This window comes from Rhodobacteraceae bacterium IMCC1335 (genome assembly GCA_039640495.1).
In the GTDB taxonomy this organism is placed as follows: domain Bacteria; phylum Pseudomonadota; class Alphaproteobacteria; order Rhodobacterales; family Rhodobacteraceae; genus Thalassovivens.
In genome coordinates, this window is record CP046864.1 from 62924 (window position 1) to 83015 (window position 20092).

The 20092-nt window shown below is 53.4% G+C and carries 14 protein-coding genes; 7 read left to right on the forward strand and 7 right to left on the reverse strand.

Features of this window, described 5'->3' with window-relative positions; all coding sequences use genetic code 11:
- Positions 1-19: 19 nt before the first annotated feature.
- From GN241_00320 to bchF, 4 genes are read right to left on the reverse strand one after another with little or no spacing between them, the layout of a single operon-like run.
- Positions 20-3589, reverse strand: coding sequence for a magnesium chelatase subunit H (locus tag GN241_00320; GenBank protein ID XAT55935.1), 3570 nt, complete (start codon positions 3587-3589; stop codon positions 20-22).
- Positions 3579-5141 (reverse strand): ferredoxin:protochlorophyllide reductase (ATP-dependent) subunit B, encoded by a 1563-nt coding sequence (locus GN241_00325; GenBank protein XAT55936.1) that lies wholly within the window; start codon positions 5139-5141, stop codon positions 3579-3581. The genes GN241_00320 and GN241_00325 overlap by 11 nt, the downstream gene beginning before the upstream one ends.
- A complete protein-coding gene (locus tag GN241_00330; GenBank protein ID XAT55937.1) occupies positions 5138-6412 on the reverse strand; it encodes a ferredoxin:protochlorophyllide reductase (ATP-dependent) subunit N in 1275 nt (424 codons plus the stop codon). Before GN241_00330 ends, GN241_00325 begins: the two co-directional genes overlap by 4 nt.
- Complete coding sequence (gene bchF / locus GN241_00335) at positions 6405-6899, reverse strand: 2-vinyl bacteriochlorophyllide hydratase (GenBank protein ID XAT55938.1); 495 nt, start codon at positions 6897-6899, stop codon at positions 6405-6407. Before bchF ends, GN241_00330 begins: the two co-directional genes overlap by 8 nt.
- A gap of 333 nt (positions 6900-7232) precedes the next feature.
- Here bchF and GN241_00340 point away from each other — a divergent pair, with 333 nt between their 5' ends.
- From GN241_00340 to GN241_00365, 6 genes are all read left to right on the forward strand, one after another.
- Complete coding sequence (locus GN241_00340; GenBank protein XAT55939.1) at positions 7233-8021, forward strand: hypothetical protein; 789 nt, start codon at positions 7233-7235, stop codon at positions 8019-8021.
- Entirely contained in the window at positions 8018-9436 is a 1419-nt protein-coding gene (gene ppsR / locus GN241_00345; GenBank protein ID XAT55940.1) for a transcriptional regulator PpsR, read from the forward strand. Before GN241_00340 ends, ppsR begins: the two co-directional genes overlap by 4 nt.
- Before the next feature lie 88 nt (positions 9437-9524).
- Positions 9525-10436, forward strand: a complete 912-nt coding sequence (gene chlG, locus GN241_00350) for a chlorophyll synthase ChlG (GenBank protein ID XAT55941.1) — start codon at positions 9525-9527, stop codon at positions 10434-10436.
- The gene (locus GN241_00355) at positions 10436-11716 is read left to right on the forward strand and encodes an MFS transporter (protein XAT55942.1); all 1281 of its coding nucleotides are present in this window, start codon (positions 10436-10438) and stop codon (positions 11714-11716) included. The genes chlG and GN241_00355 overlap by 1 nt, the downstream gene beginning before the upstream one ends.
- Positions 11716-12897: a geranylgeranyl diphosphate reductase gene (locus tag GN241_00360; GenBank protein ID XAT55943.1), complete on the forward strand. Its 1182-nt coding sequence runs from the start codon at positions 11716-11718 to the stop codon at positions 12895-12897. The genes GN241_00355 and GN241_00360 overlap by 1 nt, the downstream gene beginning before the upstream one ends.
- The gene (locus GN241_00365; GenBank protein XAT55944.1) at positions 12894-13433 is read left to right on the forward strand and encodes an isopentenyl-diphosphate Delta-isomerase; all 540 of its coding nucleotides are present in this window, start codon (positions 12894-12896) and stop codon (positions 13431-13433) included. The genes GN241_00360 and GN241_00365 overlap by 4 nt, the downstream gene beginning before the upstream one ends.
- Here GN241_00365 and GN241_00370 read toward each other — a convergent pair.
- From GN241_00370 to GN241_00380, 3 genes are read right to left on the reverse strand one after another with little or no spacing between them, the layout of a single operon-like run.
- Positions 13423-14145 (reverse strand): HAD family hydrolase, encoded by a 723-nt coding sequence (locus GN241_00370; protein XAT55945.1) that lies wholly within the window; start codon positions 14143-14145, stop codon positions 13423-13425. The genes GN241_00365 and GN241_00370 overlap by 11 nt on opposite strands.
- Positions 14145-15053, reverse strand: coding sequence for an aminotransferase class IV (locus tag GN241_00375; protein ID XAT55946.1), 909 nt, complete (start codon positions 15051-15053; stop codon positions 14145-14147). Before GN241_00375 ends, GN241_00370 begins: the two co-directional genes overlap by 1 nt.
- Entirely contained in the window at positions 15046-17322 is a 2277-nt protein-coding gene (locus GN241_00380; protein ID XAT55947.1) for an NADP-dependent malic enzyme, read from the reverse strand. The genes GN241_00375 and GN241_00380 overlap by 8 nt, the downstream gene beginning before the upstream one ends.
- Before the next feature lie 141 nt (positions 17323-17463).
- On the opposite strand from GN241_00380, the gene mutS reads away from it, so the two are divergent.
- On the forward strand, positions 17464-20082 hold the full coding sequence (gene mutS, locus GN241_00385) for a DNA mismatch repair protein MutS (protein XAT59126.1): 2619 nt from the start codon (positions 17464-17466) through the stop codon (positions 20080-20082).
- The last annotated feature ends 10 nt before the right edge of the window (positions 20083-20092 follow it).

Sequence of the window (20092 nt, forward strand, 5' to 3'; positions counted from 1 at the left end):
TGAGGGGTTGCGAAAGGCATCATTCTGCTGCGATCCCTTCCATGTGATCTTCCAAAGCATCCGCTGCGGATTGCAACGCCGCCAATGTTTCAGCATCGGGCTGCCAATAGGCGCGATCGCTGGCTTCAAGCAATCGATTGGCCATGCGCGAGCTGGCCGTGGGATTCAGCTCTGCCAAACGATTGCGCATCGCTTCATCGAGCACAAAAGTTTCACTAATGCGCTGATACACCCAAGGGTCCACTTGGCCCGTGGTTGCCGACCAACCCAATGTATTGGTCACATGCGCTTCAATCTGGCGCACGCCTTCTGAGCCATGGCTTAACAGCGCTTCGTAAAATTTCGGGTTGAGCGAGCGCGAACGGGTTTCCAAAGCCACTTGATCCGACAAGGTGCGGACCTTTCCAGATCCGCGGGTTTGATCGCTTATATAGACCGCAACTTCTTGACCACGCGCGCGCTTAACCGCCCGCGAAATACCACCCAAAGTGTCAAAATAATGATCCACCGTGGTCACGCCAAGCTCAACACTTTCCAAGTTTTGATAGGCTAGATCAACGTCTTTCAGGGCCTTTTGCAGCAAGCCATGGTTTTTATGCGCTTTGCCATTCACCCCATAAGCGAAGCTTTTGCGCGCCTCATACGCATCGGCCAACTCATCTTCATCGCCAAAAGCCGAGCTATCGACCAGCTGATTCACATTCGAGCCATAGGCGCCTTCAGCATTTGAAAACACCCGCAAGGCGGCGGTTTCCAAATCAACCTCCATGTCGGCGGCATATTTCAACGCATGCGCTCGGATGAAATTCATCTCTAACGGCTCATCTGCCTGCGCGGCCTTAAACGCCGCCTCGGCCAGCAATTTGGTTTGCAAAGGCAACAGATCCCGGAAAATCCCCGACAGCGTCATAATCACGTCAATCCGCGGGCGCCCCAACTCACTCAACGGAATGAGATCCGCCCCAGATAGGCGGCCAAAACTGTCAAATCGCGGCTGCGCACCCATGAGGGCCAAGGCCTGAGCGAGCGGCGCGCCGTCAGATTTAATATTATCAGAACCCCACAGCACCAGAGCCACGCTGCGCGGCAATTCAGGATGCGTTTCGAGCAGAATCTGCGCTTGCTTGAAACCGTCACGACAGGCGAATTCGGTCGGCATTCGGAATGGATCAAACGCATGAATATTGCGCCCTGTGGGCAAAATATCGGTTGAACGGATCAAATCACCCCCGGGCACAGGCGCGATAAACCGCCCCGATAGGGCCCGCATCAGGGCCGGCAATTCGTGATCTTCTTGCAGCATTTGATCGACCTGCGCGCGGCGGGCCGGATCAACGCCGTCCAGCAGGTCTAAATACCCCGCCCGCGCGGCATCCGAAAACGGTTTTCCAACGATATGCAAACCTTCGGGGATCAGCGCATCTTCGGTTTCAAGCAAGTTCAGCCATAATTCTTCCGCTTTTCTACCGGCCATATCCACAGCCGCAGCCTGCTCGTTGATCAAGGCTTCAAGGTCGCCAGCTTGCGCATCATCTGGATCCATTTCACGCCAGCGGGTTAAGCTGTCTTTAAGTTCGGACAAGCCCTTATAAAGCCCGCTTTGCGCCAAAGGTGGGGTGAGATGCGTTACCGTCACAGCCCCCGAGCGCCGTTTGGCCAGCGACGCCTCAGAGGGATTGTTTGACGCATAAAGATAAACGTTGGGCATTTCGCCAATCAGGCGATCCGGCCAATCCTGCGCACCCAAACCCGCCTGTTTGCCCGGCATGAATTCAAGCGCGCCATGCATGCCAAAATGCAGCACCACATCGGCTTTAAAAGTGTTGCGCATCCAAAGATAAAAAGTTGCAAACGCGTGAGTTGGTGCGAAGCCTTTTTCGAATAAAAGCCGCATCGGATCGCCCTCATAGCCAAAGGCGGGCTGCACACCGACAAACACTTTTCCAAGCTGCACACCCAGCACGAAAACGCCGCGCCCATCCGATTGTATGCGCCCCGGTGCGGGGCCCCAAACCGCCTCAATAGCTTTCAAAGGCGGCGTTGAGCGCACAATCTCTTCGGCGCTGACAATCGCCTCAACATTGGCGTCTTGGCCATATTGTTTGGAATTGCCCTCCAACACTGCTGTGCGCAGATGGGCAACCGTTTCGGGAAGCGCAACATCATACCCGTCCGCTTTCATTTGCGTCAACGTATTTTGCAAGGATTCAAAAACATCCAAATAGGCCGCGGTGCCGGTGGCGCCCGCATTGGGCGGAAACCCGAACAGCACAATCGCAACATTTTTATCGTGATTGCGCTTTTGGCGCAGCCGCGCAGCGCGCAGGGTTTTCTCGGCCAAACTGTCAATACGCTCGTGGCAGGGGGCCATGGCGCGCGATTGCGGCACAGCCTGACATTTGTGCAAACAGCCCTGACAGCCTTCGGGCCCATGCCGGCCTGCAAAAACGGTCGGACAAGTAGCTCCATCAAGCTCGGGCAGGGCGATCAGCATTGTGGTTTCAATCGGGCCAAGGCCCTGCTCGGCATTGGCCCATTGCCCCAATGTTTGAAACTCAAGCGGATGCGCCGCAATATAAGGCACATCCAAATTTTCCAGCAAAGCAATCGCGGCTTGTGAGTTATTATAGGCAGGCCCACCGACAAGCGAAAACCCGGTTAACGAGACCATCGCATCAATCTGTACGCCTGCAGTGCCCTGAAAATAACCTTCAATCGCCGGGCGCGCATCCAACCCCCCCGCAAAGGCCGGTATCACCTTTAAACCATTGGCTTCAAAGTTTCGAATAACTGCATCATAATGTGCCGTATCATCGCTTAGTACGTAAGAACGCATCAACAGCAAACCAACCGTGGCCACGGGCTTTTGGGGCACCGGAAGAGCCGTTATATCCGTGGTCATTTTGCCGGGCAGATCGGGGTGATACAGCCCCACCTCGGGATAATCCTCCGGCGGCGCTGCAGCGCAGTTCTGCCACGCCTCGATACGGCAATAACGCGAAATCAAAAACCGCAGCATCGATTCGATATTGGTGTCGGACCCGCCCAACCAATATTGCATCACCATGAACCAGGCCCGCAAATCTTGAGCTTTGCCGGGAATATATTTCAAGATCTTTGGCAAACGCCGCAGCATCCGCATTTTGCTTTCGCCATTTTGCGAAGACGGCTTGCTGGACCCGCGCAGCCTTTTTAACAACGCCATCGTGCCCGAGGCAGGCGCCAACATATCCAGCGCGCCCATCCGCGTCAGCTTGACAATCGCAGCATCTGAAATCACCCCAGCCAACGCATCACAGCCAGCGCGCCGCGCCTCTAGGCTGGGTAAAATAGCCTGAACATGCTCTTCCAGAAACAACAAATTAACCAGAATGATATCGGCCGTCGCGATGGCGGCTTTTGCCTCAACCAAGGCCTGCGGGTTTTCACCCCATTCCGCCGCTGCGTGCACGTCAACGCTTAAGCCGGGAAAATCCGCCAAAAGCCGCGCCGCGGCGCGATCACAAGGGCCCGCAGAATGCGCATCCAGCGTGATAACAACCACACGATACCCAACCGGGAGGCCACTTATGCCAGTTTCATTGCGCATAATGGGCTTTTGCCTCGTATAGTGTGTCAATCGAGATTTCTTGAACCCCGCGCGACGCCGCATAAGTTTCTGTATTGCGGCGGGCTTTGCCGCGGACAAAAAACGGAATTTTTTTCAACTCTTTTTCGGCCTCTATCAGCCAAATGGTTTGCGTGTCTGCCGCGTGCACAGCGCCCGCTTCAACCGCCGCTGGCTGAGGATCACCGACTGCGCGCGAGGCCGGCTGGGGCTTATTTGCAACGCCATGGCCGCCGTGATGGCTGGCCCCCGCCGCGTCATTGAATTCAAAATCATCGCGGAACATATGCAGCAAATGTTCTTCAAGGCCCATTACAAGCGGATGCACCCATGTATCAAAGATCACATTCGCACCTTCAAACCCCATTTGCGGGGAATAACGGGCAGGAAAATCCTGCACATGCACGGGCGCCGAAATGACCGCGCAAGGAATGCCCAGACGCTTGCCAATATGGCGCTCCATCTGGGTGCCCAAAATCATTTCAGGCGCCAATGCTTCGATCTGCTGTTCGACTTCCAGATAATCATCCGTGATCAACGCATCCAACCCGAAAGACTTGGCCAAAGCCCGCATGGGGCGCGCCATCTCGCGGTTGTAACAGCCCATGCCAACCACCTCGAAACCCATTTCATCGCGGGCGATTCGCGCCGCAGCCATCGCATGCGTGCCATCGCCAAAAATAAACACCCGCTTGCCAGTCAGATAGGTGCTGTCAACCGAGGCGGAATACCAGGGCAGACGCAAGCGGCTGTCATCTACCACCGGATCCAGCCCGGTGATCTGCGCAACTTCCGCGATAAAATCACGCGTAGCACCCACGCCGATAGGGACAATTTTGGTATAGGGCTGGCCCAATTCACGCTCAAGCCAGCGCGCTGCCATTTCGCCCGTTTCAGGATACATCAACACGTTGAAATGCGCCGCACCAAGGCGCTTAATATCAGACGGGCTTGAGCCCATGGGCGCCACAACATTAACGCTGATGCCCATATCAGAAAGCAACCCGCTGATTTCGGCAATATCATCGCGGTGGCGAAAACCGAGCCCGGTGACTCCAATCAGATTACAACTGATCTGCGCACTGCGATCAATTGGCTTGGTCAAAGCCTTAACGATCTGAAAAAACGTTTCATCTGCACCAAAATTTTCTTTGCGCTGATAGCTGGGCAATTCAAGCGGAATAACCGGCACAGGCAGACCCATGGTTTCCGCCATTCCACCCGGATCATCCTGGATCAATTCGGCCGTGCAAGAGGCACCAACGATCAAGGCCTCGGGCTGAAAACGGTCATAAGCATCCTGACAGGCTGTTTTAAACAGATTGGCCGTATCAGCGCCCAAATCGCGCGCTTGAAAGGTGGTATAGGTCACCGGTGGGCGGTGATCACGGCGCTCGATCATCGTGAACAGCAAATCGGCATAAGTATCGCCCTGCGGGGCATGCAACACGTAATGCAAGCCCTTCATCCCCGTAGCAACGCGCATCGCGCCAACATGGGGCGGGCCTTCATATGTCCAAACCGTCAGCTTCATTCGGCGGCCTCACGGCGCAAAATGGCGCGGCGGCGCAGCGGCCGTGAAAATAAGCCCGCCAAATCGCCCGCTTGTTCGTAAAAATGCACCGGCGTAAACACCAGCTCGATCGCCCATTTGGTGGTCAAGCCCTCGGCCTCCAACGGATTGGCCAGCCCAAGCCCGCAAACGGTCAAATCCGCGCGCGCCTCAAGCGCGCGATCAAGCTGCAGATCCACATCTTGACCCTCAGACAAAATTGGCCCCGCCTCCATCAAATCAAGATCAGGACCGACCAGTGATTTATGAATATAAGGCGCCCCAACCTCAAGCGCCCTCATGCCGCATTCGCGGGTAAGAAAACGAGCCAAAGGTATTTCAAGCTGGCTATCGGGAAAGAAGAACACCGTTTTGCCAGCCAATTGCGACGCCGCTTGCGATACCGCCTTTTCGGCGCGGGCTTTTGGCGCGGCGATCACTTGCTCAAACAAAGCTGGATCAACGCTAAATTCGGTTGCGATCACGCGCAGCCAAGCGGTTGTACCTTCTGCACCAAATGGAAAAGGCGCTGGCAAATGCCGGGCGCCGCGACGCTCTAATTCTGCATGCGTATCCCCCAAAAAGGGTTGCGTGAGCGCAAATACCGTATTTTCCCCGACGCAAACCTGTTGATTTACCGTGCTTGCCGGTAAAACCGAGACATTTTGAATGCCCAGCGCAGAAAGCAAGCCTCGCATTTGATCTTCGACCACATCCGGCAACGCACCCACCACCAATAATTCGCGCTGATCGGTTTTGTCTAAAACCGGTACCATCGCCGCAAGGCATGCGTCCTCGCCCTGCGTGAAGGTGGTTTCAATACCCGAACCAGAGAAATTTATCACCCGCACGGATGGCGCGAATTTTTGCGTCAAACGCTCTGCCGCTTTAGCAAGATCCAGCTTGATCACCTCGGAGGGACATGAGCCGACCAAAAACAATTGCTTGATATCGGGGCGGCGTGAGAGCAAGCGGTTGACCTCGCGATCCAGCTCATCCTGCGCATCCGCCATGCCTGCCAGATCGGTTTCTTCAAGAATCGCCGTGCCAAATCTGGGTTCGGCAAAAATCATCACGCCCGCCGCGCTTTGCAGCAAATGTGCGCAGGTGCGCGAGCCAACCACCAAAAAGAAGGCATCCTGCATTTTGCGATGCAGCCAAATGATCGAGGTCAACCCGCAAAACACCTCGCGCTGGCCACGCTCTTTAAGAATCGGTGCGTCCCGACAGCTTTGAATGGGCCCATCAGGCATGTTGCACCTCCGGCGTCATATCAAGCCGCGCAGCGCGCAATTTTAGTAAGAATTGCGCGGCGTTCAGCACATAAATAAAATACGCTGCAATCGCCAACCACATCAGGCTTTCAGGCCCCATCATCCCGGTGAAAAGACCATATAAATATAACGTATGAAGAAAAATAACGGCAAAGCTAACCATATCTTCCCAGAAAAAAGCCGGAGCCAGTAAATACTGGCCAAACACCACTTTTTCCCAAATCGCTCCAGTGACCATTATAAGGTATAAAATGGCTGTTTTTAGCAGAATCGAAGCATTAGCCACCCCATAGCCTTCACCGGTTGAAAGATAGCGCAGCACCAAAGCCAAAGAGATCAAAAACACCACGAATTGAATCGGCGCAAGAACACCTTGCACCAAAGTCCATTTGGTCGCATCGCGTCTTGCACGCTGCGCCGCGGTATAAAGCGGCTGGCGTGTATTTGGCCCCGACATGAGGGACATTTGGATCTCCTTATAGGCTCTCTCCCCCCTAATTTACGTTTTTATTGTGAAAAGTGTCAATTAAAACTTACAAGTAGAGGGCCGGGTGACAAATCTTTGTTACAGTTCATCATAATGATATAATTCATGCATAAGCCTGCATGCCGCCAAACATACATTAAACATAGCCAAAAACTGCATAACACCGGTGAAGCCGGCTGGTGTTCATCTTCCAAGTTGATCCCAAACATCCATTTTCTTTGACATTTGCTTCGTTTTAGAAAAAACTAGCAGTGTGTCGCATGCAGTGAGCAAACCTTTGCTGCCATAAATGCGGCGCTGGGGGGTACGAAAATGTCCAAACATGAAGAGGCAGGATCAAGAAAAGGATCCGCTCTGGTATCCGATTTGGCGCAACGCGTTTTGCGCGAACTCGGACAAAAAGCCCCCGCAGAAGCGCGTGAGCAAATCCAGAAAACTGCGCATTGGCTGGCGGTTACTTGCAGCACGCCTGGATCTTATTCGCATGAGGCAATGCTAAAGGCTTTAATGCAAAAAGGTGTTTCGAACGAATTATTAATCGATGTATGTATCCCAGAGGCTGCCCGTACGCTGGGAGCGGGCTGGAATGACAACACGCGCAGCTTTGGTCAGGTTTCGCTGGGTACAGTCCGTCTGCAAGGGTTGGTGCAAGAGTTGAGTGCACAGTGGAAATTTACCCCCGTTATCCATGACCAACCAAGCGTTTTGGTGGCAATTTGTGGCGATGAGGATCATATATTGGGCCCGCTGGTTCTAAGCGATCAGCTACGGCGGCTTGGGTATTCGGTCAAGCTGCTGCTCGGCGCAACCGAGAAAGACGTGCATGATAATATCGAAATTGGCTTTTTCGACATGGTGATGTTTTCGTGTTCAAGCGTCGTCTCCCTTGATAATGTGGCGAAAGTTGTTAAGTCATTACGCCAAGAGATAAGCGATCCACCCATACTATTACTGGGCGGAGCCGTTTTGGGCCACGCGCCCGAAATTGAAAAATTAGTGGCGGTAGATGTGATTGCTTCAGGTTTAACAGATGCGTTGGAACAGCTCGAAAGCGGGCAAGTCGTAAAAGCCGGCAAAACTAAAGCTAAGGTGTCTGGATGAAAAACAGCGGCACAAAACTCTGGGATTTTGGCTCTATTCCAATGATCGAGCCGGAATATCTGGGCAGTATTTTAGCCGCTGCCTCGGATATTGCTTTGGTGGTAACCCTTAAGGGCAAAGTATTGTCGGTGCTTGTCAATGACAATGATCGAAGCTTGGGAAATCTCTCGCATTGGGAACAGCGAAAAATCCACGATTTCCTTACCACTGAAAGCATTCCGAAGCTTGAAGCCGTTTTTGCCCAATTCGCGAGCGGACAGAATGTTTTGCATCCTGTCGAGCTTAACCATCGCGACAACGCGATTTGGCAATTTCCCGTTTCCTACAGCATTCACCGGCTAGGAGATGCTGATACATTGCTTATGCTGGGCCGCGACCTTAGTTCTACCGCAGAGACGCAACAGCAATTGGTTAAGGCCCAATTGGCGATCGAGCGCGGGTATGAAGAACGCCGCGATTTCGATGCCCGCTACCGCATGCTGTTGGCGACGATGCAAGAACCAGTGGTGTTTGTTTCTGCAAATGATGGGCGGATCAAGGATATAAACGTAGCCGCGATTAACTTATTTGGCCAAAACACCAATGATCTGGAAGGCAGCGTTTTCTCGCAATTGTTCAAGAACCGCCGCCGCGGTGAATTCCAAGACGCCCTGCTGGCCATTTCATCAAAAGATCAAAATTCTGATATGACCGTCGAAGATGTGAAGCTGGGCCGGCGCTTCAAAATTAGAGCCTCGTTGTTCCGAGCCTCGGGCGAGCGGCTTTTGATTTGCCGCCTGATCAGCGAAAATGACACGTCTTTAAAGGATGACATAACAACTCAAAATCTTTTATCGCTTTATAACCTGGGAACCGATGGCATCGTATTCACCTCGGCAAATGGATTTATCGAAGCGGCCAATGAAGGCTTTCTTGATTTGATAAACACCGCCAATCTGGGCGATATCAAAGGCCGTAGCCTGAGCGAATTTTTGGCCCGCGGTCAAATTGATTTGGCGGTTATGCTCGAAAATGTCACGCGCTCTGGTCAGGTGCGCGTTTACGCCACCAAGTTACAAAATGCGATTGGCAGCAAGCTTGGCGTTGAAGTGTCGGTGGTAAGATTACCAAGTGACGCGCGCGAAACGATGGCGTTTGTGATCAGAGACACCAACCGTTTTGAAGAAAGCCCAGCGCCGGCGATTCCCTCTGAGGATTTCAGCCAATCCAATGTGGCAGAATTGGTCGGCTCGTCCACCCTGCGCGAAATCGTGGGTGAAACAACCGATATGATCGAAAAAATCTGTATTGAAACAGCGATAGAGCTGACTCAAAACAACCGCGCAGCTGCGGCTGAAATGTTGGGATTATCGCGGCAAAGCCTCTATGTAAAACTGCGTAAGTTTGATCTTTTATCCAAAGACCGCCTATCATAATCTAAAAACGCGCCCCTCGCCGATACGAACCTGCCTCTGAGGGCGGGTTTTTCTTGCGTTGCGCCAAGTTGTAAGTCAAACTAGACATATGACTGTTGCGCAAAGTTTACAGCTGGCGAAAAAACCACATCCGCTGGCGGCTCTGGAATTGATCAAACCCATCACATGGTTTCCACCTATGTGGGCCTTTGGCTGCGGTGTGATCTCTTCGGGAATGCCGCTGCTACAGAATATCTGGCTTATCCTTTTAGGAATCGTTTTATCCGGACCAATTGTCTGCGGGATGAGCCAAGCCGCCAATGATTGGTGCGACCGGCATGTCGATGCGATTAATGAGCCCTATCGGCCAATTCCCTCGGGGCGGATTCCGGGCGCATGGGGCTTGTGGATTGCGCTGGCAATGTCGGCGCTTTCGCTCTTTGTTGGCTGGTGTTTGGGAATCTGGGGCTTTGTCGCCACAATTCTTGGCGTTTTGGCGGCTTGGGCTTATTCGGCCGAACCTATCCGCCTTAAAAAATCGGGCTGGTGGGGGCCGGGCTTGGTTGGCCTGTGCTATGAGGGCCTGCCTTGGTTCACCGGGGCGGCGGTGATGTCGACCGCGCTGCCAGATCCAAAAATCATTCTTGTGGCCATGCTTTATGCGCTGGGTGCGCATGGCATTATGACCTTAAACGATTTCAAAGCGCTTGAAGGCGATCGTCAAACCGGTTTGCGCTCTTTGCCCGTTACGCTGGGGCCAAAGCGCGCGGCGCATATCGCCTGTTGGATCATGTTAATTCCGCAGCTGGCGGTGGTGATGCTGCTGATGCTTTGGGCGGTGCCCAATCCCTATCCGGCGGCGATCACAGCCTTAATCTTGGGCCAGCTTTGGGCGATGCGGGTGATGCTGCGCGATCCTAAAGCAAAAGCGCCTTGGTATAATGGCACCGGAGTGATGATGTATGTCAGCGGCATGTTGATCACCGCTTTTGCTCTGCGCTTCCTTGGGGAGGCCTTGTAATGCTCAGTTGGCTATCGATCTTACGTTTGGGATTGGTGCAAATGTGCCTTGGAGCGATCGTGGTGCTGATGACCTCGACCTTGAACCGGTTGATGGTGGTCGAGCTGGCGCTGCCGGCGCTTTTACCGGGTTTCTTGGTTGCGCTGCATTATGGCGTTCAACTTACCCGGCCAAATTGGGGGTTTCGTTCAGATAGGGGCGGCCGGCGCAGCACTTGGATTATCGGCGGCATGGTTATTTTGGCTTGCGGCGGGCTTGCGGCAGCGGCCGCCATACCTCTGCTTGAGTATAATTTTCGATGGGGCTTGGTTCTATCGATCATTGCCTATAGCGCTATCGGATTGGGTGTTGGCGCGTCTGGAACCTCGCTATTGGCTTTATTGGCAACGGCCACAGCACCACGCCGCCGCGCTGCCGCCGCCACGATCACATGGCTGATGATGATCGCCGGTATTGCAATCACAGCCGGCATTGCCGGCAGCCTGTTAGACCCATATTCGCATTTGCTTTTGCTCAAAATCGTTGCAACCGTCAGCGCGGGCGCGGTTCTGTTAACGCTGATCGGAATTTGGCGCATTGAGCGCGGATTGACCCGCCAGGCTGAAGCTTCTCACACGCCATTTTTGGAAGGGCTGAAGGAAGTTTGGGCCGAAGATAAAGCCCGCAGATTCACGGTTTTTGTGTTCTTATCAATGACCGCCTATTTCATGCAGGAGCTGATTCTTGAACCCTATGCTGGGCTGGTATTCGGCTTTAGCCCAGGCCAATCTACCAGCTTATCAGGCGCCCAAAATGGGGGCGTCTTCTTGGGCATGCTCTGCGTTGGACTGGCCTGTACGGGTTTGAAGCTTGGCAGTCTGCGCAGCTGGGTGATCGGCGGTTGCCTCGGATCAGCGTTAAGCTTAAGCGCGATCGCAGCGCTTGGACTTGAGGGCAGTGCCGCGCAATTGACCGCGGCGGTTATCGCGCTTGGCGTCTTCAACGGTATGTTTGCCGTTGCGGCAATCGGCTCGATGATGTCGCTTGCCGGCGCAGGGCGCGGGGCGCGCGAAGGCACGCGGATGGGGCTTTGGGGCGCCGCGCAAGCCATCGCCGCAGGATTTGGCGGGCTGTTTGGCGCCGCAGCAGCAGATGCGATGCGGTTATGGATGGCCTCACCCGCCAGCGCATTTGGCAGCGTGTTTCTATTTGAGGCCGCGCTGTTCGTTCTGGCGGCAGCTATGGCGGCAAAAACCATCGAACACAAACCAATCGCACAGAATTTAGTACCGGGAGAATAATCATGTTTGACGTCGTGGTAATTGGAGGCGGACCTTCGGGTGCAACAGCCGCAGAGGATTTAGCGCGCAGCGGCCGAAAGGTTGCCCTGCTAGATCGCGCGGGCCGGATCAAGCCCTGTGGCGGCGCTGTACCCCCGCGCCTGATCAGCGATTTTCGCATTCCTGACTCGCAAATCGTGGCTAAAATCACCACCGCACGGATGGTGTCACCCACGCAAAGATCCGTCGATATTCCGATAGAAAACGGCTATGTTGGTATGGTCGACCGCGAGTTTTTTGATGAATTTCTTCGAAAACGTGCGGCAAAGGCGGGCGCGCAGCGTCTGACCGGCGTCTTTCAAAAAATCATCCGCGATGGCGGGAAAACCCAAGTTCAATATCGTGATCGCGACACTGGCGCCGAAACGCTTTTAGAAACAAAACTGGTTATTGGCGCGGATGGCGCACGCTCTTCGGTGGCCCGCGCAGAAGTGCCCGATGGCGAAAAAATTCCTTATGTCATTGCCTATCACGAAATTATCGAAGCCCCCAAACCCAACGCCACCTATGATCCTATGCGCTGCGATGTCATTTATGATGGCGATATATCACCCGATTTTTACGGCTGGGTGTTTCCCCATGGCGGCTCTGCCAGCGTCGGGATGGGCACCGGGCTTGACGGGTTTGATCTGAAAGATGCCACCGCTAAATTGCGCCGGGCTGCCGGTTTAGAAGGCTGCAAAACGATTCGAAAAGAAGGGGCGCCCATCCCTTTAAAGCCACTTGATCGATGGGATAATGGCCGCGATGTGGTGCTGGCCGGAGACGCGGCCGGCGTTGTGGCACCCAGTTCTGGAGAAGGGATTTATTATGCCATGGTCGGGGGGCAAGTGGCCGCCACCGCCGCCAGCGCCTTTTTAAAAACCGGGCGGGTAAAAGATTTAAAACTGGCCCGGTCTTTATTCATGCGCGAACATAAAACGGTGTTTCGCGTGCTGGCCTCGATGCAAAACGCCTATTATCGCTCGGATGACCGTCGCGAAAGATTCGTATCGCTTTGCCATGATGTTGATGTTCAAAAACTGACATTTGAAGCCTATATGAATAAGAAGCTTGTGCAGGCGCGCCCGCTGGCACATGTGAAAATAGGCCTAAAAAACCTTGCCCATTTAACCGGGCTTGTAGGAGCAAATCACGTATGAGCTTAATGATCCCGGCCTGGGTAAACGGCGTATTAACCCCCGTGGAAAAGCTAGAAGCCCATGAAAAAGGGCTTAAACACAAAGCGATTTCGATATTTATGATCTGCAATGGCAAGATCCTTATCCAAAGGCGGGCTTTGGAAAAATATCATACCCCCGGGTTATGGGCCAATACGTGCTGCACGCATCCTTTGTGGAATGAAGCCCCAGAAGATTGCGCAGAGCGGCGCATGAAAGAAGAACTGGCCATTGAGAATATTCAACTGATCTATCGGGATCGCATCGAATATCGTGCAGATGTGGGCAATGGCTTGATCGAGCATGAGGTTGTGGATTTATTTATAACGCATGTGGATGCGCCGCCTCCGATGGCCGCAAACCCAGAGGAGGTGATGGATCTGCGCTGGGTCGAATATCACGATCTTTTGGCAGAGGTTCAGCGCTGGCCCAGTCGGTTTACGCCTTGGTTGCGGATCTATCTGGATCAGCATTCGGATCGAATTTTCAGCCCCGATATGGTTCGGGCTATGGCCTAAGGCAAAATTGTGCCAACGCATCATAGGCCGGCATGGCCTGATCGGCCAACGCCTTCAAATGATCCGGTAAATCCGGAAGAGGCTCTGCTTCTACGGCGCTAAACCCAGTGGACCTATGCACGGCCCCATACCAATGCGCTGCCCAAATCCCATCACAGGACATACCACCCGCCGGCCAGCTTAGCATGGCGGGGTCAAAACCAAGCCCCAAGGCGGCGCAAAGGCGACGCAAGGCGCGCTCTGGGTTTAATAAAATATCAGCGCTGTCGATAACCAAAGGGGTTTGACCCTGCGCCCGAAGCCCCTCAAACAACGATTCTTGTTGCAAAAAACCAAGATCCGCCAGCGTTGGATTTTCATATTTACGCGCAAAGCTGGCCACCACGCGCATTGGATGCCGGATCAAAAACACATTCTCAACCTCGCGCATCCAATCGCGGGGAATTCCCGGAATCATATGCTGGGTCATATGCTTATGATACATATGGCGATGCGACGCGCCAATCGGCGCCAACAAGGCTTTGACCACCTCTGCCGGATCTTGCGTCTGGCTGGCCAAAATTTCCTGAACCATCGGATGCTTTAAACCCGACAGCTTCAAATAAGCGGCGTAAAACGGTTCATCCACCGCCGAAAAATCTACTCTATTGGCAAACGCATACATCAGCGCCGTTGATAGGTTGCGCGGCCCCGACCAGACAGCAAGCCGCATCAGCCAACCTCTTTCAATATTAAATCTTTGTAAAGGCTTCGTATTTTCTGCGTGACCGGCCCGATATTGCCAGTTCCTATCTGGCGTTTATCCACTTCGCCCACCGGTGTTTGGGCTCCAAACGTGCCCGTCAGAAACGCCTCATCCGCCCCGTAAACATCCACCAATGAAAAATTACGCTGATAGACTGGAATATTGTGCTGCTGACAAATCTCGATCACCTTTTGCCGCGTGATACCATTCATGCAGTAATCACCCGTGCTGGTCCAAACTTCGCCCTTGCGCACGATAAAGAAATTGCAGGCATTGGTGGTGTTTACGAATCCATGCACATCCAACATCAGCGCTTCATCCGCCCCGGCTTTTTCCGCTGCAATACAAGCAAGGATGCAATTTAACTTAGAATGCGAGTTTAATTTTGGATCCTGCGTCATCGGCAAGCCGCGTTGATGGGGCACCGTGGCAAGGCGCACGGGGCGCGCCAATTTTGGCCGCGAATGCTCCATAATAATCACGAAAGTCGGCCCCGAGCGCGACAAAGACGGATGTTGAAAGGGGCGGTGTTTCACCCCGCGCGTGACCATCAACCGCGCATGGGCATCCGACTGCATGTGATTGGCTGATTGTGTCTCTAACAAGGCAGTTTTAACGCCTTGGCGATCTAATCCAATGTCAAGATCAATGGCTTTGGCCGCTTCAAATAACCGATCAAGATGCAGATCCAAATAAGCCCAATGGCCATTGTAAAGCCGCAAGCCTTCCCAGATACCATCCCCCAACATAAATCCGCTATCATAGACGCTGACCACCGCCTGCGCTTTGGGCACAAGCGCGCCGTCGACATAAATCAAAATGTGATCATTGCGCGCATCCTCTTCGGCCTGATGCGTGGTTTGGGCGTCATCCATGGCGCGATGTCCCCTCACCGGCTTTGCACGCTGCCAAAACAGCCATGTTCAAAATATCCGTTGCTGTAGAGACCGACGCGCATATTTGTATGGATTGATCCACGCCCGAAAGAATAGGCCCGATCACCGTGGCACCAGCCATTTCCTGCATCAGTTTGACCGATATGCTTGCCGAATGGCGTGCAGGCACAACCAAGATATTGGCCGGCCCAGTCAGCCGCGAAAACGGATAATGCGCCTGCGCTTGCGTATTCAGCGCCACATCAACGGTCATCTCGCCCTCATATTCGAAATCAACACCGCGCGCATCCAGCACTTTCGGGGCTAAAGCAAGCTTTTCAGCCCGCTCTGATACGGGATAGCCAAATGTGGAAAAACTCACAAATGCCACGCGTGGCTCTAGACCGAAATCGCGGGCCACATCGGCGGCGCGTTCGGCAATATTTGCCAGATCCTCGGCTTCGGGCCATTCATGGACCAAAGTATCTGCGATCAGCACGATCCGCCCCTTATGCAACAGCGCCGTCACCCCAGCCGCCCCATGTTCGGCATCTGCATCAAACACATGGTTGAGCAACCCCATCACATGCGCTGATTTGCGCGTGACCCCCGTCACCAAACCATCACCATGGCCATGCGCCAGCATCAAAGCAGAGAAAACATGCCGGTCACGGGTTGCCATACGGTGAATATCGGCATTGTCAAAACCTTTGCGTTGCAAACGCTCAAACAAGAAGGATTTATACGCATCAAGATGATCGGTATTGGCGGCATTCACAACCTCAAGCTCTTGCACTGCATCGCCCATCCCAGCCGCCTCAAGCTTCGCCGCAACATCATGCTGGCGGCCCACCACCAACGCATTACCAAAGCCCGAGCGCTGATACATCACCGCAGCGCGCAACACCCGCGGATCATCACCCTCGGCAAAGATCATCCGAGCCTGTGCGGCGCGCGCGCGCTCGGTTATTCCGCGCAAAATGCTTGCGGTTGGATCCATCCGGGTTTTCAGCGACAGCTCATAGCCTTCCATATCAATAATCGGGCGCCGCGCGGCCCCGGTATCAATACCCGCTTTCGCCACTGCCGGCGGAATGCGATAAATAAGCCGCGGATCAAACGGGGTTGGAATGATATAATCTCGGCCAAAGGTTAATTTTTGCCCATAGGCCATGGCCACTTCATCGGGTACATCCTCGCGTGCCAGCGCTGCCAAAGCCTGCGCGCAGGCTATTTTCATTTCATCATTGATCGCGCGCGCGTGGATGTCTAAAGCCCCGCGAAATAAATACGGAAACCCTAAAACATTATTCACCTGATTGGGGTAATCGCTGCGCCCTGTGGCAACGATCGCGTCTTTGCGCACGGCATGAGCCTCTTCCGGTGTGATTTCCGGATCCGGATTGGCCATCGCGAAAATCACCGGATTTGGCGCCATTGATGCCAACATTTGCGGGGTGACTGCGCCTTTCACCGAAACCCCCAGAAACACATCCGCATTTTGCATCACCTGATCAAGGCTGCGGCTTTCTGTTTTCACCGCATGGGCCGATTTCCACTGGTTCATCCCCTCGGTGCGGCCTTGATAAATCACGCCTTTGGAATCGCAGACAAAACAATTTTGGTGCTTTGCACCCATCGATTTAAGCAACTCAATACAGGCAATTCCAGCCGCACCAGCGCCGTTTAAAACAATTTTGACATCTTCAATCTTCTTCTTGCTGATATGCAGGGCGTTGATCAGGCCTGCCGCACAAATCACCGCGGTTCCATGCTGGTCATCATGAAAAACCGGGATATCCATTTCCTCTTTCAAGCGCTGTTCAATGATAAAACATTCGGGCGCCTTGATATCTTCAAGATTGATACCGCCAAAACTGGGGCCCATTAACTTAACCGCTTTGCAAAACGCATCGGGATCTTCTGTATCCAGCTCAATATCAATACTGTTCACATCGGCGAATCGTTTGAACAGAACCGATTTACCTTCCATCACCGGTTTGCTGCCCAGCGCACCAAGATTACCCAACCCCAAAACCGCCGTACCATTTGAAATAACCGCGACCAAATTGCCTTTATTTGTATAGTCATAGGCAAGCTCGGGGTTCTCGGCGATGGCTTCACAGGGCACTGCCACGCCGGGCGAATAGGCAAGTGATAAATCACGTTGGGTCATCATCGGAACCGTGGCAGATACCTCCCATTTTCCCGGAGCCGGTTCGAGATGAAAGGCCAAGGCCTCTTCCCGCGTGATTTTCATTTTCGCCATTTTGAACCCTTTTGCGTATGAACCACTGTTATCATGCGTTTTTTAGCACACATCAAGATCGTTTTCAGCTTTCCCCTCGCGCTGCCTAAAGATACGCTGGAGGGCAAGATAAAACCCTGAGGAGACAAACCCGTGACGCCGATGATGGCCCAATATCTTGACATCAAGGCACAATATCCTGAGGCCCTGCTTTTTTATCGCATGGGTGATTTTTATGAGTTGTTTTTTGAAGATGCAGTGGCCGCTGCGGAAGCGCTGGATATTGCGCTCACCAAACGCGGCAAACATCTCAAAGCGGATATCCCAATGTGCGGGGTGCCGCATCACGCCTCGGAAGGGTATTTGCTAACGCTGATCCGAAAAGGCTTTCGCGTGGCAGTTTGCGAGCAGATGGAAAGCCCTGCCGAGGCAAAAAAGCGGGGCAGTAAATCGGTTGTAAAACGCGATGTGGTGCGCCTTGTAACACCCGGAACACTGACCGAAGACAGCTTACTTGAGGCGCGGCGGCATAATTTTCTGGCCGCATTTGCGCAGATACGCGATGCCTCAGCCCTGGCTTGGGTGGATATTTCTACCGGCGATTTTAGCGTCAGCACCCTGCCTTTGGTATTGCTAGGGCCCGAATTGGCCCGGCTAGCACCTTCAGAAGTGCTTGTATCGGAAAAGTCTTTCCAAGATTTAGACACTATCATTGTGGAAAGCGGCGCGGCGTCGACACCGATCAGCGCTAGTAGTTTTGACAGCACATCGGCAGAAAACCGGCTGCTCAAAACCTTTAAACTGGCCACGCTTGACTCGCATGGAGGGTTTTCAAGGGCGGAGTTATCAGCCCTGGGTGCAATTGTTGATTATCTGGACATCACACAAAAAGGCAGCCTGCCGCTGTTGCAACCGCCAAAACGCCATATCAGCGCAAAAACCATGCAAATAGATGCCGCCACCCGGCGCAATCTTGAACTTACGCATGCGCTTTCAGGAACGCGAAATGGCTCTTTATTGGCAACGATTGATCAAACATTAACCGCTGCGGGCGGCAGATTACTTGAGCACCGCATCGGCTCTCCTTCGCTTGATATCGAGGTTTTGAACAATCGACAAAACGCCATTTCCGCGTTGATCGCGCAAAGCGCAGTACTGGATAAATTACGCGGGCATTTGCGCCATATTCCCGATGTCGCGCGGGCACTCTCGCGGCTGGCCTTGAACCGCGGTGGACCAAGAGATCTAGGAAGCATCCGCAGCGCGCTGCGCCAAGCCGAAGCGATCGCTGATGTAATGCAAGCAACCCCTTTATGCACCGAATTAGAGACGGTTTACGAGAAACTGATAGGGCATACCGATTTAATCGATCTGTTGTTAAAAGCATTGAACGAAGATCTGCCCTTGCTGTTACGTGATGGGGGATTTGTGGCCGCAGGCTTTGAGCCCGATTTGGACCATGCCCGGCATTTGCGCGATGAGGGCCGCGGGGTGATCGCGCAGATGCAAGCCGAGTACAGCGCCTTGGCCGAAATCGCTTCGTTAAAAATCAAACATAATAACGTTTTGGGCTATTTCATCGAAACCACCGCGACCCATGCAGATAAAATGCTGCGGCCGCCTTTATCAGAAACTTTCATTCACCGACAGACCACAGCCAATCAAGTGCGCTTTACTACAGTCAATCTGTCAGAGATTGAAACCAAGATTTTAAATGCCGGCGGGCGGGCAAGCGAAATTGAAAGCGAAATCTTCGCGCAGCTCTGCGCGAAGATTCTTGACCACTCGGAAAGCCTTTATGGATTGGCCACAGCTTTAGCCGAACTTGATGTCGCGGCAGCGCTCGCACATCTTGCGCAGCAACAAAATTGGGTGCGCCCGGTGGTGGATAACAGCCGGGCCTTTGCCATTGAAGGCGGGCGGCATCCGGTTGTGGAACGCGCGTTAAGTTCCAATGGCCAGCATTTTATCGCCAATGATTGCGATCTATCTGAAGGCGCAGTTCGCCTGTTAACCGGCCCAAATATGGCCGGTAAATCAACGTTTCTAAGACAAAATGCACTGATTGCGGTATTGGCACAGATGGGCAGTTTTGTGCCCGCCAGCAGCGCCCATATTGGGGTGGTCAGTCAATTGTTCAGCCGCGTCGGCGCATCTGATGATTTGGCGCGCGGGCGATCCACTTTTATGGTGGAAATGGTCGAAACCGCTGCGATTTTGAATCAAGCCGATGCAAAAGCGCTGGTGATCTTGGATGAAATTGGCCGTGGCACGGCAACCTATGACGGGCTTTCCATCGCGTGGGCAACGCTCGAGCATCTGCATGATGTGAATCAATCGCGGGCGCTATTCGCCACCCATTATCATGAGCTCACAGCCCTGTCCGGCAAATTAGACCGGGTTGAAAATGCCACCGTTGCGGTAAAAGAATGGCACGGCGACGTAATCTTTTTACACGAGGTGCGCCAAGGGGCTGCAGATCGCTCTTACGGGGTGCAAGTGGCACAATTGGCAGGCCTTCCCTTAATGGTGGTTGAGCGCGCGCGGGTGGTTTTGGACGCTTTGGAAAAAGGCGAGCGCGAGGCGGGAAGCACCGGCCGGCAGGCCGTTATCGATGATTTACCGCTGTTTTCGTGCAGTCCTGCAGCGCCGCCCCGCCCGCAAGCCGCCGCATCACCCGCTTTGGAAATTCTCGAAGCACTGCATCCAGATGAGCTGACACCAAAAGAAGCGCTGCAAAAATTATATGAGTTAAAAGCCGCGGCAAAACCAACAAGATAATGGTTTTGCC